This window comes from Streptomyces marispadix (assembly GCF_022524345.1).
GTDB classification, from domain to species: Bacteria; Actinomycetota; Actinomycetes; order Streptomycetales; family Streptomycetaceae; genus Streptomyces; species Streptomyces marispadix.
The window spans coordinates 1,620,976-1,636,801 of the sequence record NZ_JAKWJU010000002.1 but is presented as its reverse complement, the minus strand read 5'-3'; the positions used below and the strand labels follow the sequence as shown (position 1 = coordinate 1,636,801).

Here is a 15,826-nt window from a genome sequence, read left to right as displayed (position 1 = left end):
GGCTCCGGATATCAGGGAGCGGGCCCTTCGGTTCAGAACTCGAGCACGACCTGGAGGGCCTCCGCCGGGCGCCGATCCAGCAGTTCATAGGCGTCTGCCGCCTCGTCCACGGGGACGACGTGGCTGACGAGCGACTTCACGTCGACCCGCTCCTCGGCGACCAGGTCCAGGAAAGTGCGCTGAAGCCGTTCCACGCTCCACCGCCCCGCCAGCTCCTGGGGTACGCCCCCGATCTGCGAGCAGATCAACTGGGCCCTGTTGTGGTGGAATTCGTCGCCGAGCCGCAGCCCCGCGCCGTCGCCCTGGTAGAAGCCGGAGGCCACGACCCGTCCGCCCACCGCGACCGAGCGCAGCGCCTCGTGCAGCGCGGGGTAGGCGCCGCTGATCTCTATGGCGGCGTCCGCGCCGCGTCCGCCCGTCGACTCCCTTATGCGCTCGGCGACTACGTCCTTGCGGGCGTCGAGCGTGACGTCCGCTCCGTAGCGCCGTGCGACGGGCAGCCGTACGTCGAGGGCGTCGACGGCGATCACACGGGCGCCGCTGAGTCGTGCGAGACGAGTGGTCAGCAGGCCGATGACGCCCTGCCCGAACACCGCGACGTCCTCACCGAGGTTGATGCCCGCGCCGAGCACGGCGTTGTAGGCGATGGCGCCGACGCGGGCGAAGGCGCCGGCGAGCGGTTCGAGCCCCGGCGGCAGGGTGTGCCCGGCCAGCCGCTCGCCCGGCACGACGCCCTCGCTGCGGTGGCCCCAGATGCCCCACGCCACGTCGCCGACCTGCGGCATCCCCGGTGTGTCAGTCAACTCCGGTGATATCTCGACGACTTCCCCGACTTCGGAGTAGCCCCAGCCCGCCACCGGATATTCGATGCCGGGTGCGCCCTCGCGGAAGAGCCGGGCCTCGGGGTCCCAAGTGCGGGTCAGATAGGGGTTGGTGCCGCGGTACGCGGTCAGCTCCGTGCCCGCCGATATGCCCGAGTAGAGCGTACGGAGGCGCACATGGCCGTGCGGCAGCGGCGCACGCTCGTGCTCTGCGACCTCCACCTGCCGCGGGCCGGTGAACTGGACAACTCGCTCCACAACGCACTCCGAAGACTTGGCTCTGACGTGGGCTTCTCAAGTTCCGTCGAAGATACATGAGGGATACGTCTTGTTAACAGACAGAAGTGGTGCTGAGATGCATGGCGATAAAGCGGAAGCCGGTTGAGGACGAGGCAGGAATGCGGATGTGGACTCGGCGCTGGGGCGCCAGGAAGCCTGCGGCGGCGGCAGTGGCCGTGACGCTGAGCGCCGCGTTGCTCGCGGGGTGCGCGTCGGACGCCCGGTCGGGCAGTGAACGGCCGGACGGCAAGATCACGGTGTGGACGCTGGAGAATCTCCCGGCGCGCATGGCGGCGGAGAAGAAGAACGTCGCACGCTTCGAGAAGAGGACCGGCGTGGACGTCGAACTCGTCGGCGTCGACGAGGGCCAGCTCCCCCAACTGATCATGTCGGCCGCGGCGTCGGGCAATCTGCCCGACGTCATCGGTGCCCTGCCGCTCGGCCAGGCATGGCAGATGTACGGCAACGGCCTGCTGGACACCGAGACGCCCGCCGCCGTCGTCAAGGAACTCGGCGAGGACACCTTCAACTCCAACGCGCTCAAGCTGACGTCCGACGGCCCGGCCCGGCTGACCGTTCCCTCCGACGCCTGGGTCCAACTCCTCGTCTACCGCAAGGACTTGCTGAAGAAGGCGGGCCTGGCGGCGCCGGAGGACTACGGCAGCACCGTCAAGGCGGCACAGAAGCTCGACCGGGGCCGCATGCACGGCATCTCGCTGGCGGCCGACCCGTCCGACGTCTTCACCCAGCAGAGCTTCGAGTATCTGGCGCTCGCCAACGACTGCCAGTTGACGCACAAGGGCAAGGTGACGCTGGACTCGCCCGCGTGCCGCCGCACCTTCGCCACGTACGACGAGCTCGCCCGCGAACACGGGGCCCCAGGCACCCAGACCGTCGACACCACCCGTGCCACGTACTTCGCGGGCAGGTCGCCGATGATGGTGTGGTCCTCCTTCCTGCTGGACGAGCTTTCCGGGCAGCGTGCGGACGCAGTACCGAGCTGCCCTCAGTGCAAGAAGGACAAGGAGTTCCTCGCGCGCAACAGCGGCATCACCACGGCGATGAAGGGGCCCGACGGCGGAAAGCCGGTGCAGTTCGGGGAGATCACCTCCTGGGCGGTGACGAAGACCGCCGAGACCAAGGCGTCCCGCAGCTTCGTGAAGTACATGCTCAGCGACGGCTACGAGGACTGGTTCGGGATGGCGCCCGAAGGCAAGATCCCCGTGCGGGAGGGCACTTCGGACGATCCCCGCAAGTACACCCGCGCCTGGCACTCCAGCCCGCTGGGCGTCGAGGCGAAGGTGCGCAAGCCGCTGGACTCGATCTACCCGGACGAGCTGCTGGACGAGTTGAGCGACGGCATCAGCGTGATGCGGCGCTGGGGGTTCCTCCAGGGCGAGGGCGCTCTCGTGGGCGCCACCAACGGCGAACTGCCCGTGGCGAAGGTCCTCGGCTCGATGACCAGCGGGCAGACCACGCCAGGGGAGGCGGCGCAGCAGTCGCAGGACGAGATCGACGCACTGCGGCGGTCCCTGCGGTGAGCGGCGCCCTGCCCGCCGGGGCCGGTTCCGGCGCCCGCGCCGGTGCCCGCCTGCGCACCCTCGCCCAGACCTCCGGCGCCACCGGTCCCTCGCGTTCCGGCGCCCCCGCAGCCCCGCCCCCACACGTGACCCGAGGTACGCACACACCCGAGGTACGCACACCATGACGCAACCCACGACCACTCCACAGGACGGCGCGACGCGCCCCGGCGACACCCCCGGTCCCGGGCCGGGGTCCGGCCCGGACGCCCCGGGCGGCGGCACCCCCGGACGCCGCCCCCGCCGACTCTCCGCCGCCGCACGGGAGAACCGTGCCGGTCTGGCCTTCGTCACCCCCACCGTCGTGGTCGTGACGGTGGTCGTCGTGCTGCCGATCCTGTGGACGGTGCTTCTCGCGTTCCAGAACGCCCGCCTCGTCGACATCCAGGGCATGGGCCTTCTCGGCGACTGGTCGCTGGAGAACTTCCGTGCGGTCTTCGGCTCGCCCGGCTTCTGGACCAGCCTGTGGACCACTCTGCTCTACACAGTCGGCTCCACTGCCGGGTCCATCCTCCTCGGCCTGGTCGCCGCGCTCGCGCTGCGCAAGCCTTTCCGCGGCCGCGGCCTGGTGCGCGGCGCGATGCTGCTGCCCTATGTGGCGCCCGTGGTGGCCGTGGCGTTCGTATGGGAGATCGCGCTGAGCCCGCAGTTCGGCGTCGTCAACGAGTGGGGCGCGAAGCTGCTCGGCTGGGACGACCCGGTCGCCTTCCTCTCCACCCGCAGCTACGAAGTCTCCCTGTTCGGCGCGGACTTCGAGCTGCCGCTGGCCCTGCTGACCGTCATCGCCTTCGAGACCTGGCGCTACTTCCCGTTCGCGTTCCTCTTCCTGCTGGCCCGCCTACAGGCGGTGCCGGACGGCCTGGAGGAGGCCGCGAAGGTCGACGGCGCCGCGCCCACCCAGCGCTTCCGGCACGTGCTGCTGCCGCAGCTCATGCCCGTCGTGGCGCTGCTGTGCGTGCTGCGTTTCATCATGGAGTTCAACAAGTTCGACGACGTGTACCTGCTGACCGGCGGAGGCTCCGGCACCGACGTGGTCGCCGTGCGCGTCTACGACTTCCTCACCGCCCGCTTCGACGTGGGCGCCGCCGCGGCCCAGGCGCTCGTGCTCGCCGTGATCCTCATGGTGCTGCTGGGCCTGTACTTCACGTTCTTCGGCAGGAAGGTCCAGGAGGAGTCATGAGCCGCGCAGACCAGGCCCAAGTCCGCGCCCGAGTCCCCTTCAGCCGCGCCCAGTTCGAGGAACGGCTCTTCGGCGTGCTGCGCTGGGTCGTCATCGCCTTCCTCGCGCTGGCCACGCTGGTGCCCTTCTACTACATGCTGCTGCTGTCGGTGAAACCCATCGACGCGCTCCTGCTCGACCCCGGCCGGCTGTGGGTCTCCACCAAGGAGTTCACGCTCAGCACGTACGAGGAAGTACTCAGGCCCACCTCCGAGGGCGGCCAGGGATTCCTGGGCATGCTCCGCAACTCCGCCCTCGCCTCCGTCGGCGCCGTGGTGCTCACCCTGCTCGCCGCGATCCCCGGCAGCTACGCCGTGAGCCGGCTGCGCTTCTTCGGCGGACGGCACCTCAGCGCGCTCTTCCTCGCCGTCTACCTCTTCCCCGCGACCCTGCTCGCGGTGCCGCTCTTCGTGATGTTCGCGAAGATGGGGCTCCAGGGCAGCATCGTCGGGCTCGCCATCGTCTACATCGCGCAGACCGTGCCCGTCTCCATCTACATGCTGCGCAACTACTTCGCGACGATCCCCTTCTCCATCGAGGAGGCCGCCGCGCTGGACGGCTGTTCGCGGCTCCAGACCATACGCAAGGTCGTACTGCCGCTCGCCGCGCCGTCGTTGATGGCCACCGGCCTCTATATCTTCATGATCGCGTGGAACGAGTTCCTCTTCGCGCTGCTCTTCCTCGCCGCCACACCGGAGAACTGGACCGTCTCCCTCGGCCTCCAGCAACTGGCCAACGGCATCGAGGTGTCCAAGACGGTGCTGATGGCAGGATCGGTGGTGCTGACCGTTCCCGTGGTCCTTCTCTTCCTCGCCGCGGAACGGCTGCTGACAGAGGGCCTGACCAGCGGCGCGGACAAGAGCTGAGGAGTCGATGACCGGGAACCAGGCGAGCGCGGGGCATCTGCTCCGCCTCATCCGTGACGGAAGCGCCACCACACGCGGCGCACTGCAACGGGCCACCGGGCTCTCCCGGTCCACCGTCGGCCACCGCCTCGACCAGCTCTTCGCGGCGGGCTGGCTGCGCGAGGGCGCCACGGCACCCGTCGAGGGCTCCTCGGGCGGACGGCCCTCCACACGGCTGGAGTTCGACTCGGAGCACGCCGTGGTGCTCGCCGCCGACCTCGGTACGAGCCACACCAGCGCGGCCGTCGTGGACCTCGCGGGCAACGTACTGGCCGAGCGCTCCGGCGAGATGCTGATCGCGGACGGCCCAGGCCACGTACTCGACACCCTCGCGCGCTGGTTCGCGGCACTGCTGGAGCAGACCGGCACCCCGGCGGCTCGGGTCTGCGGCATCGGGCTCTCCGTGCCCGGCCCCGTCGACTGGGAGTCGGGCCTGGTCGTACAGCCGCCGATCATGCCGGGCTGGGACGGCTATCCGGTACGGGAGAAACTCCAGGAGGCATGGGCGCGGTACGTCTCCGCCGAGGGGCCCGCCGTGCCCGTACTCCTCGACAACGACGCCAACTTGATGGCCTACGCCGAGCAGCGCGCCGCCCACCGGGACTGCTCCGCCTTCCTGCTGGTGAAGGTCTCCACGGGCATCGGCGCCGGAGTCGTCGCCGACGGCCGCCTCTACCGCGGAATCGACGGCGGGTCCGGCGACATCGGCCACATAAGGCTGCACGACTGCCCCGAGGCGCTGTGCATGTGCGGCTCCTACGGCTGCCTCGCCGCCGTCGCCAGCGGCCGGGCACTGGCCGCACAGCTCACCGACGCCGGGATCGCAACCGACTCCGTGTCCGGCGTACGCGACCATCTCGCGGCCGGTCAGCCCGACGCGGTGCGGCTCGCGAGGGAGGCGGGCCGCAGGGTCGGCGAGGTGCTGGTCACCGTCGTCACACTGCTCAACCCGGGGGTGCTGATGATCGCGGGGGACCTCGCGGGCACTCCGTTCCTCACCGGCGTCCGCGAACTGCTGTACCAGCGGGCGATGCCGCGTACCACCGCCCATCTGAGCGTCGTCACCTCGCGGTTGGGGGAGCGGGCCGGGCTGCTGGGTGCCGCCGCGATCGTCGTCGAGGACCTCTACGCCCCGGACCGGGCGGACGCCCGGCTCGCGGCGCTCGGCGGCTGAGCCAGCCCGGCCGTCCCCGGCCGCCCGGCCTCGGACCCCGACTCCGGCCCCCCGCCCGCACGTTCGGAAGGACCACCCATGACCGAGCCCGTCGACGCCGCCGCACCCCGGCCGTCCGCCGCTCCCGGCAAGGCACTTGAGGACGCTGCCGCGACGGCGCCGAAGGACGCTGCCGCGTCCGGGCAGTGGACCGGCGACCCGGTACGTGTCGGTCTCGTCGGCGCCGGACCCTGGGCCCGCACCATGCACGCCAGGATGCTCGCGGCCGGTCCTGAGACGGAACTGGTCTCCGTGTGGGCCCGCCGCCCCGAGGCCGCCGCGGAGACAGCCGCACCCTACGGCGCCGCGACCGCGGCCTCCCTCGACGAACTCCTGGGCACATGCGAGGCGGTGGCCTTCGCCGTTCCGCCCGCGGTACAGGCCGAGTTGGCCGTACGAGCCGCGCGGTCAGGCCGGGCGCTGCTGCTGGAGAAGCCGCTCGGCCCGGACCTCGTCTCCGCCCGCGCGCTGGCCGATGCGATAGCCGACGCCGGCGTGGTCTCCCAGCTCGTGCTGAGCAAGCGCTACCACCCCGGCACCCGTGAATTCCTCGCCCGCGCAAGCCGGTCCACGGTCACCGGCGCCCGGTCTCTCTACGTCCACGGCGCGTTCCTCGGTGGCGAGATGGCCACAGGCTGGCGTCTGGAACACGGCGCGCTGCTCGACCTCGGTCCCCATCTGCTGGACCTGCTCGACCTCGCGGTCGGCCCGATCGCCTCCATACGCGGCACGGGCGACCCGCGGCGCTGGATTGAGCTGACCTGCGAGCACGAGAACGGCGCCGTCAGCCAGGCGTCGCTTTCCGGCTCGATACGGGTCGCCCGTGCGCGCACCCGGGTCGAGCTGTACTGCGAGGAGCATGAACTGGTCTACGACTCGGGGGAGTTGGACCCGGAGGAGTCATGGCCCGTGCTGCGCCGTGAGTTCGCCGAGGCGGTACGCGGCAGGCGCACCCCCGATCCGGACGCGAGGCGCGGGCTTCGTCTCCAGGAGCTGCTGGAACAGGCGGCCCGTACGGCCTTGTGACCGGGTCACCGCCGCGGGCGAACGCCGGGGAAACGATCCGTGATGTCCGCATCGTGAGACCAGCCGGTCACTCGCAGGCGTGATTCTCGCCACCTTGATCAGGGGGTTGCTCAGATGAGCGCTCAGTTGTGCGGTCCAGATCTCCAAGGAGCAGCCCGCGACTTTACCGGTCCTAGATTCAGTCCCCGAAGAGCATCCTCACGGAGAGTGCCTGCTCGCGGGTCGGCGGTGGCTCGGCGGAGTGGTGCCTTCGACTTGTGGATTCGGCCGCCTGCGCCCGTACGGGAAGGGCGCTGCCTTCGATCCTCGCCGTCCGGGTGGTTACGGCCCTTTGGCGTACCGCTGGACGTACGTCCCTGCCTTCGATCTGGGTACGCTCCCCGCCGTCAGGCCAGCCGTCCACAAGGGGTCGAGTCCCGTGCCGGATCACGAAGCAGTGCAGAAGTTCGTCTACGACTTCACAGAGGGCAACAAGGATCTCAAGGACCTCCTCGGTGGCAAGGGGGCCAATCTCGCCGAGATGACCAACCTCGGCCTCCCCGTACCGCCCGGCTTCACGATCACCACCGAGGCGTGCAAGGTCTACCTCGACAGCGGTGAGGAGCCGCCCGCGCTGCGGGACGAGGTCAGTGCCCATCTCGACGCGCTGGAGCGGAAGATGGGCAAGCGGCTCGGCCAGGCCGACGACCCGCTGCTGGTCTCCGTACGGTCGGGCGCGAAGTTCTCCATGCCGGGGATGATGGACACCGTCCTCAACATCGGCCTGTCGGACGAGTCCGTGCACGGCCTGGCCGCCCAGTCCGGCGACGAGCGCTTCGCCTGGGACTCCTACCGGCGCCTCATCCAGATGTTCGGCGACACCGTCCTCGGCATGGACGGCGAGGTCTTCTCCGAGGCGCTCGACCAGGCCAAGAGCCTCAAGGGCGCCTCCAGCGACATCGAACTCGACGCGGCGGACATGCAGATGCTGGCCGAGAAGTTCAAGCACCTGGTGCTGAAGGAGACCGGCCGGGACTTCCCGCAGGACCCGCGCGAGCAGATGGACCTCGCCGTCAAGGCGGTCTTCGACTCGTGGAACGGCGACCGCGCCAAGCTCTACCGCCGCCAGGAACGCATCCCGCAGGACCTCGGCACCGCCGTCAACGTCTGCTCGATGGTCTTCGGCAACCTCGGCCCGGACTCCGGCACCGGCGTCGCCTTCACCCGTGACCCCGCCACCGGCCAGCAGGGCGTCTACGGCGACTACCTCCAGAACGCCCAGGGCGAGGACGTCGTCGCCGGCATCCGCAACACGGTGCAGCTCGCCGAGCTGGAGCAACTGGACAAGCCCTCGTACGACCAGCTCATGCAGATCATGGAGACCCTGGAGACGCACTACAGGGACCTGTGCGACATCGAATTCACCATCGAGCGCGGCAAGTTGTGGATGCTCCAGACCCGCGTGGGCAAGCGCACCGCCGCCGCGGCCTTCCGTATCGCCACTCAGCTCGTCGACCAGGGCCTCATCGACGAGGCGGAGGCGCTTCAGCGCGTCAACGGCAACCAGCTCGCGCAGCTGATGTTCCCCCGCTTCGACAGCGACGGCGGAGTGCGCGACGCAGACGAGATCGGCTGGGGCATCGCCGCCTCGCCGGGAGCGGCCGTGGGCAAGGCCGTCTTCGACTCGTACACCGCGATCAAGTGGTCGCGTTCCGGCGAGAAGGTCATCCTCATCCGCCGTGAGACCAACCCCGACGACCTGGACGGCATGCTCGCCGCCGAGGGCATCCTCACCTCGCGCGGCGGCAAGACCTCCCACGCGGCCGTCGTCGCACGCGGCATGGGCAAGACCTGTGTGTGCGGCGCGGAGGAGCTGGAGGTCGACACCAAGCGGCGCTGCCTGAAGACGCCCGGCGGGAAGGTCATCGAGGAAGGCGACGTCGTCTCCATCGACGGCTCCACCGGCAGGGTCTACGCGGGCGAGGTGCCGGTCGTACCCTCGCCGGTCGTCGAGTACTTCGAGGGCCGCATGCACGCCGGTGCCGACGACGCGGACGAACTGGTCAAGGCCGTACACCGGATCATGGCCTACGCGGACCGGGTGCGCCGCCTGCGAGTACGGGCCAACGCCGACAACGCGGAGGACGCCGCACGCGCCCGGCGCTTCGGCGCGCAGGGCATCGGCCTGTGCCGCACCGAGCACATGTTCCTCGGCGAGCGGCGCAGCCTCGTCGAGCGGCTGATCCTCGCGGACACCGAGGAGGAGCGCGAAGAGGCGCTGGAGGGTCTGCTGCCGCTCCAGGAAGGCGACTTCATCGAGCTGTTCGAGTCGATGGACGGACTGCCGGTGACGGTACGGCTGCTGGACCCGCCGCTGCACGAGTTCCTGCCGGACATCACCGAGCTTTCGGTACGGGTCGCGCTCGCCGAGTCCCGCAAGGACGCCAACGAGAACGACCTGCGGCTTCTACAGGCCGTGCACCGGCTGCACGAGCAGAACCCGATGCTGGGGCTGCGCGGCGTACGGCTGGGGCTGGTGGTGCCGGGCCTGTTCACCATGCAGGTACGGGCGATCGCCGAAGCAGCGGCCGAACGCAAGTCGGCAGGGGGCGACCCGCGTGCGGAGATCATGATTCCGCTGGTGGGGACGGTGCAGGAGCTGGAGATCGTCCGCGAGGAGGCCGAGGCCGTCATCGCGGAGGTCGAGGAGCGGCACTCGGTGGAGCTGAACCTCACCCTCGGCACGATGATCGAACTCCCGCGTGCGGCGCTGACGGCCTACCAGATCGCCGAGTGCGCGGACTTCTTCTCCTTCGGCACCAACGACCTCACACAGACGGTGTGGGCGTTCAGCCGGGACGACGTGGAGGCCAGCTTCTTCACCGCGTATCTGGAGAAGGGCATCTTCGGCGTCTCCCCGTTCGAGACGATCGACAAGGACGGCGTCGGCGAACTGGTGCGCCACGCGGTCGAGAAGGGCCGCGCCACCCGACCCGATCTCAAGCTCGGCGTCTGCGGCGAACACGGCGGCGACCCCGAGTCGGTGCACTTCTTCCACGAGGTGGGTCTCGACTACGTCTCCTGCTCGCCGTTCCGTATCCCGGTGGCGCGGCTGGAGGCGGGCCGGGCGGCGGCGACGTCCTGATGAACTGACGGGGCCCGAGGGCAGGGCCGGTCGCGATTCGGCTACCGGCTCCGGCCCCCGACCACCGGCTCCCGACTACCGGCTTCCGGCCGCAACGTCGGTCTCGGCTTCGGTCTCGGCTTCGGTCTCGACATCGGTCTCGGCTTCGGTCCTGGCTCCGGTCGCGTTTCCGCGTCCCGGGCCGTGCCGGTCTTCCCGGCCGCTCCCACGCCCAGCACCCTCACCGGCGGTGGGGCGGACGGGAACCGGGGGTGGCACCTGTGCGGAGGTGCCACCCCCTTTTTTCGTCCGCTCGCTTGCGCGTCCGCTCCTCACCCGCGTCCTGCCACCGGCGTCGCGGCAGGCCGTGCGGCCTCAGCTCGCGATGCCTCCGATCACGCACGGTTCGCCGTCGTTCCTGCTGCCTCCGTCGCCCCCGTCGCCCCCGTCGCCCCCGTCGTCCCTGCCGTTCGAGGCGTTGCCGTCCTCCGGGTCCTCCTTCTCGGCCTCGTCGGCCTCTTCGTGGGGCACCCGGTCGTCGATGACGATGCGGGCGACGGTGCCCGCTCCGGGTGGGCCGCTGTGGGTGTGGGTGAGCGCCGCCTGGATGCGGTTGTAGGTCTGGGCGGCGAGATGGCGGGTGCCCGGGGAGGCGCCGGGGCTCTGGGTGACGTGCCACAGCGCGTCCGCGAGGCCGAGGAGGCTGCGGCCGGAGAGGCCGACGCGCACGGTGCCGCTGCCGCGGTCGCCGCCGTCGGCGGGCGAGATGTCGACGGGCATGCTGAAGTGCTCGCCGCGGCAGGCCTGTTGGGTGAGGAACGCCCAGGTGTCGCGATGGCAGACGAGTTCGGCGTTGGCGACTCCTGCCGCCTGGGCGAGCAGATCGTCGTGCGGGTCGTGGTCGAAGGCGTGCGGACTGTGGTCGAGGGGGTCCGCGGGCCCCATCGGACCGAGGGGGCCCGCGGCATACGGCTCGGGCTGGGGCTCGTTCCCGGGCCGGGGCCCGGGTTCGGCCGGCGGGGCGGCGAGAGCTTCGGCGGTGTCCGCGCGACGGCTTTCGATGAGGGCGTGAAGCTCCGCCAACTCCCGGCGGGCGGCAGCGATGTCGCGGCTGTTGGCTTCGCTGACGCGGCGGGCCTCGTCGACGCGGTTGCCGAGGTCGGTGTGGGTGTGCGTAAGGGCGTCGACGCGGCTGCGGGTCTCGGTGAGGCTCTCGCGAAGTGCGTTGCCGATGCCGGTGATCTGTGTCGTCAGGTGCTTGACCGCCTCTTCGATGCGTTCGATGCCGAATGCCAAGTCCGTCGCCCCTCCCAGTCGCGAACCGTCTGTGCCGGAAGGATGCTTTCCGCCTGCGGTCGTCGCGACGCGGCGGCTTTCGGCCGTCCGCCTCCGCCCGGCGGCCGATTGCAGCCCCTCTGGCCTCGGACGACGCGCGGTGGGGGCGGCTGGGCGGCTGCTGTGCGGTCAGCGCTTCGACGGCTGCGGGGCGGAAGCCTGATCTTCTGTGGCCTCGTCGGCGTCGGCGACGTCCCGGCGCGGTGCCCGCATACGGAACAGCACCAGCGCCGCGGTGATCAGCAACGCGGACGCTCCAGCCCACAGCGCGAGGTGCAGTCCGGCCACGAAGGCGCCGTCGATGCTCCGTACGACAGCGGCAGGCACGCCCGAGGTGCTGCCGAGTCCCGTGCCTCCTCCCGCTGTCACGGAGTGGGCCAGCGCATCCGCGTCGAGCGCGCCGGAGGCGGGGAACTCTTCACGCAGTGCGGCGGCGAACCGCGCCGTCAGCACCGCGCCCATCACCGCCACCCCGGTCACACCGCCGACTTCGCGGAGCATGTTGACCGTCGCCGAGGCGGTGCCCGCGCGTTCCTGCGGAGACCCCTCCATCACCGCGATCGAGGTGGAGGCGACCGTCATGCCGAAGCCGCTGCCGAGGAGCGGCATGAGCCAGCCGAATTCGGCGAAGCGCGCCTGGGCCCCGTAGAGCGTGAACCCGGCGAGTCCGGCCGAGAGCAGTACCAGCCCGGCGACGAGTGCGGTACGGGAGCCGAAGCGGGCGCAGAGGCGTCCGGTCAGGACCGCGGTGGCGGCGGTGCACACCGTGGCGGGGAGCATGGCCAGACCGGCCGATGTGGGCGACCAGTTCAGTACGTACTGGAGATAGAGGGTGACGAAGACGCTGAGCCCGAAGAAGCCGAAGCCGACGGTGAAACCTGCCAGGGACGCGGCGCTCGTGGCCCGGTTCGTCAGGAGGCGCAGGTCCAGCATGGGCGATGCGACCCGGCGCTCCACGGCGACGAACACCGTCAAGGTCACGGCGGCGGTCGCGGCTCCGCCCAGTACCCACGGATCGCTCCACCCCCGTACGGGCCCCTCGATCAGGGTCAGCACCAGGGCACCCAGCCCGAGCACCGCGGTGATCTGCCCGGCCGGGTCGGGGCGTGCTCCCGACCGCGGCACCTCCGGCAGCACCTTCGCGGCGACGACCAGGCCGGCCACACCGACCGGAACATTGATCCAGAACGCGCTGGCCCAGCCGAAGTGGTCCACCAACGGGCCGCCCAGGGCCGGTCCTACGGCGAGGCCCGCGCCGGAGACGCCGCTGTTGACGCCTATCGCCCTGGCCCTCTCGCCGGGTTCGGTGAAGACGTGCCGCAGGATGGAGAGCGTGCCCGGGGTCAGCGCCGCGGCGCCCACCCCCTGAAGGGCGCGTCCGGCCACCAGGACCTCCAGGCCCTGGGCGAGTGCGCACACGCCCGAACCGAAGGTGAAGAGCGCCAGCCCTGCGAGGTAGACGCGGCGCCTGCCCCAGCGGTCGCCGAGCGTGCCGCCGGTCAGCAGCAGCGCGGCGAAGACGACGCTGTAGGCCTCGACGACCCACTGGAGACCGGCCGTTCCGGTCTCCAGGTCCGCTCCGATGCCGGGCAGGGCCGTGGTCACCACGAGGTTGTCGAGCATCGCCATGAACAGGCCCGTGCACAGGGTCATCAGTACGGCCCGTCTGCGGGCCTTCGAGTACGTCATGCCGGAACCTTCGCGCACGGCTTTCGTGCCGTCCACGCCGGGGTTCGGTCCGGCGCCGCAGGACGTACGGCAGCGCGGCCGCGGGACTGCGACCCGCTACAGCTCCGCTCCGATGCGGTCGGCCGTCTGCCGCAGCAGGACGGCGAGTTCGGCGGCGCGGGCGAGGTCGAGGCGGATGCTCGGGGCCGCGACGGTGACCGCCGCGACACAGGTGCCGAAGCGGTCCCGCACGGGGACGCCGACGCCGTGTACGCCCGTGACGCTCTCGTCGAAATTGAGGGCGTAGCCACGGGCACGCGTCACGGCGAGGTCGGCGATGAGCGCGTCCACGTCGGGAAGCGTGGAGGACGTCAGGGCGGGCAGACCGCGGCGGTAGCGGGTGCGCGCGGCCTCCGGGGAGAGTTCGGACAGCAGCGCCTTGCCGCCGGCCGTCCCGTACGCGGGCACGCGGTCGCCCGTGCGTGTGCCCACGCGCAGCGGGTGCGGGCCCTCGACGCCGTCGGCGAAGCGGGAGTCGGGGCCGTCGAGCACGAGGAGGTTGGTCGTCTCGCCCGCGTCGTCGCGCAGCCGCGCGAGGTGACCGTGGGCGACCTGCACCAGCGTGGGCTCGTCGACGGCTCCCCGGGTCAGCCCCAGCAGTACGGGCCCCAGGCGGTAGCGACGGCCGCCCGGCTCCTGTTCGACGAAGCCGTGGCCGCGCAGGGTCGTCAGCAGGCGGTGCGCGGTGGAACGGGCCACGCCGAGATGGTCGCTGATGTCCGTGACGCGGGCGGACTGGTGGCCGCGCAGATACACCAGGGTGCGCAGGGCGTTGTCGACGGAGCTGGCGGCGTATGCGTCGCCCTGGCGCTCCCGTGTCCCGCGTCCGTCCCGCCCCTCAAGCGAGTCGTGCCGCTCGGGCCCCCGCTGTCCCCGGCGTTCGCGTCGCCCGGCCTGTCTGTTCGGCATAGCAGAAAAGCTACCGCAGCCGGTTCCGCCCACCACGTCGCGAGCTTAGTTTGACCGGCGGCCCCGAACTCCCCGCCCCGAGCGCCGTCGTGGGCGTCCGGAGGTGCAACGACCGTACGGAGACCCCATGAAGGCTGTACCGGGAGAACCCTCGTCGATCGAGTCGCGGACGGGCACCGCCGCCGAAGGCCGCGGCTGGCGCCCCTGGCACACGCTGTGGGTGCTGCTGCTCCTCGGCTGGACGGTCAGCGCCGCGGACAGAGCCGTCACGGGTCCCGTCGTGACATGGATGATCGACAACGGGGTCGGCTTCCTCGCGGACGCGGAGAATCCGCACGCGCTCGGCGGCCTCGTGGGCGGCCTCTTCTTCGCGGGGTACATGCTCACCCAGTTCCCCGGCGGCTATCTGGGCGACCGCTACGGGCACCGCACGCTCATCGTGGTCAGCCTGCTGTGGGCGGGCGTCGCCACCATGCTCACCGGCTTCATCGGCGGGCTCGTCGCGTTCATCGTCGTACGGGTGCTGACCGGGCTCGGCGAGGGTGCCTTCTACTCCAACGACCGCAGCCTCATCACCGCCGCCACCCCGGAGCGCGACCGCAGCCTCGCCATGGGCGTCGTCATCACCGGGCTGTCGCTGGGCATCACCATCGCGATCGTCTTCACGCCCGAACTGGTCGAGTTCGGGAAGGTGTTCCTCGACGAGGTCGAGGCGTGGCGGATGGTCTTCTGGGTGCTGGGGCTCGGCACGGTGATCGTGGGCGCCGGTGTCGCATGGTGGTTCCGCGAGCACCTCACCCTCTCCGGCACGGCCCGCGCCACCCTTCATCTCGGCGCGTACTCCGCCGTCTCGCTCGCCCTCGTCATGGGCGTCTACTGGCTGGGCACCGGCGCCGGACTGTCCGAGCTGTGGGTGGCGCTGCTCGAAGTCGCCCTCGCCGTAGGGCTGGTGCTCTTCGCGCTGGCACGCAAGGGCACCGAGATCGGGCCCGTGGTGAAGAACCGCGATCTGTTCCTGCTCTACGTCTGCAACATCGCGATCCTGTGGAACCTGTGGTTCTTCAGCTTCTGGTCGGTCTCCATCGTCGCCGGGGCGGCGCACTCGTCGTTCATGAACGCCGCGCTGACCGCCGGGTTCAACGCCGGTGCGGGCATCCTCGGTTTCCCCGCGGGCGGCTGGCTCTCCGACTACGGGCTGCGGCGCGGCTGGGGACGCAAGGGCATGATGCTGACCTTCACCGGCATCCAGGCAGTGCTGACGGTGGCCTTCGCGTGGTATCTCAGCGCCGCCGCCGAGCCGTCCCTCTGGATCATGGGTCTGCTGCTGTTCACCGCGAGCCTGTTCTTCAACGCGTTGCAGCCCGTCGGCCATGCGCTGACCGCGGAGCTGGCACCGGCGCGGCTGCGTGGCTCGGCCTTCGGGATGGAGAACCTCATCGGCGAGATGGGCGCCGTGCTCTCCCCGGCGATCAGCGGTGTGCTGCGTGACAGCACGGGGGGCTGGACGGCGGCGGTGTGGATGGACGCGGCGATCGTCGTCGTCGGATTCGGCATCCTCACGCAGGTCCGCTACCGGCCGCCCGCCGAGATCTAGCGCAGCGCCCCGCAGGGGCCCGGCGCCCGACAGCCCAGGCCCTGCGCGGCGTTCAGCACTACGGCGGAGGACCGCATCGACATCGGTGGTCCCGCACGGCACCGGCGACAGGAG

At 70.8% G+C, this 15,826-nt stretch carries 11 protein-coding genes; 7 read left to right on the top strand and 4 right to left on the bottom strand.

Annotation, left to right across the window (positions count from 1 at the left end):
* Window positions 1-32: 32 nt before the first annotated feature.
* Window positions 33-1,079, bottom strand: coding sequence for a zinc-dependent alcohol dehydrogenase (locus tag MMA15_RS07020; RefSeq protein WP_241058224.1), 1,047 nt, complete (start codon window positions 1,077-1,079; stop codon window positions 33-35).
* A 140-nt stretch (window positions 1,080-1,219) separates the two neighbouring features.
* On the opposite strand from MMA15_RS07020, the gene MMA15_RS07015 reads away from it, so the two are divergent.
* The 6 genes from MMA15_RS07015 (at window position 1,220) to ppdK (ending at window position 10,167) form a co-directional block, all read left to right on the top strand.
* The gene (locus tag MMA15_RS07015; protein WP_241063054.1) at window positions 1,220-2,641 is read left to right on the top strand and encodes an ABC transporter substrate-binding protein; all 1,422 of its coding nucleotides are present in this window, start codon (window positions 1,220-1,222) and stop codon (window positions 2,639-2,641) included.
* Window positions 2,642-2,804: 163 nt separating this feature from the next.
* Window positions 2,805-3,860, top strand: coding sequence for a carbohydrate ABC transporter permease (locus MMA15_RS07010; RefSeq protein ID WP_241058223.1), 1,056 nt, complete (start codon window positions 2,805-2,807; stop codon window positions 3,858-3,860).
* Window positions 3,857-4,765 (top strand): carbohydrate ABC transporter permease, encoded by a 909-nt coding sequence (locus MMA15_RS07005; protein WP_241058222.1) that lies wholly within the window; start codon window positions 3,857-3,859, stop codon window positions 4,763-4,765. Before MMA15_RS07010 ends, MMA15_RS07005 begins: the two co-directional genes overlap by 4 nt.
* A 7-nt stretch (window positions 4,766-4,772) precedes the next feature.
* On the top strand, window positions 4,773-5,978 hold the full coding sequence (locus MMA15_RS07000; protein WP_241058221.1) for an ROK family protein: 1,206 nt from the start codon (window positions 4,773-4,775) through the stop codon (window positions 5,976-5,978).
* A 78-nt stretch (window positions 5,979-6,056) separates the two neighbouring features.
* Window positions 6,057-7,043: a Gfo/Idh/MocA family protein gene (locus MMA15_RS06995; RefSeq protein ID WP_277400067.1), complete on the top strand. Its 987-nt coding sequence runs from the start codon at window positions 6,057-6,059 to the stop codon at window positions 7,041-7,043.
* 418 nt (window positions 7,044-7,461) lie between these two features.
* Window positions 7,462-10,167, top strand: a complete 2,706-nt coding sequence (ppdK, locus tag MMA15_RS06990) for a pyruvate, phosphate dikinase (protein WP_241058220.1) — start codon at window positions 7,462-7,464, stop codon at window positions 10,165-10,167.
* Between the two features lie 354 nt (window positions 10,168-10,521).
* Here ppdK and MMA15_RS06985 read toward each other — a convergent pair whose 3' ends face one another.
* The 3 genes from MMA15_RS06985 to MMA15_RS06975 all read right to left on the bottom strand — a co-directional run bounded on the left by MMA15_RS06985 (window position 10,522) and on the right by MMA15_RS06975 (window position 14,118).
* A complete protein-coding gene (locus MMA15_RS06985) occupies window positions 10,522-11,442 on the bottom strand; it encodes a hypothetical protein (RefSeq protein WP_241058219.1) in 921 nt (306 codons plus the stop codon).
* A gap of 168 nt (window positions 11,443-11,610) precedes the next feature.
* The gene (locus MMA15_RS06980) at window positions 11,611-13,170 is read right to left on the bottom strand and encodes an MFS transporter (RefSeq protein ID WP_241058217.1); all 1,560 of its coding nucleotides are present in this window, start codon (window positions 13,168-13,170) and stop codon (window positions 11,611-11,613) included.
* Window positions 13,171-13,266: 96 nt separating this feature from the next.
* Window positions 13,267-14,118 carry an IclR family transcriptional regulator gene (locus MMA15_RS06975; protein WP_241058216.1) on the bottom strand — a complete coding sequence of 284 codons (852 nt, stop codon included), beginning with the start codon at window positions 14,116-14,118 and terminating at the stop codon, window positions 13,267-13,269.
* Between the two features lie 127 nt (window positions 14,119-14,245).
* Between MMA15_RS06975 and MMA15_RS06970 the strand changes: the two genes are divergently transcribed.
* On the top strand, window positions 14,246-15,712 hold the full coding sequence (locus MMA15_RS06970; protein WP_241058215.1) for an MFS transporter: 1,467 nt from the start codon (window positions 14,246-14,248) through the stop codon (window positions 15,710-15,712).
* Window positions 15,713-15,826: the final 114 nt, after the last annotated feature.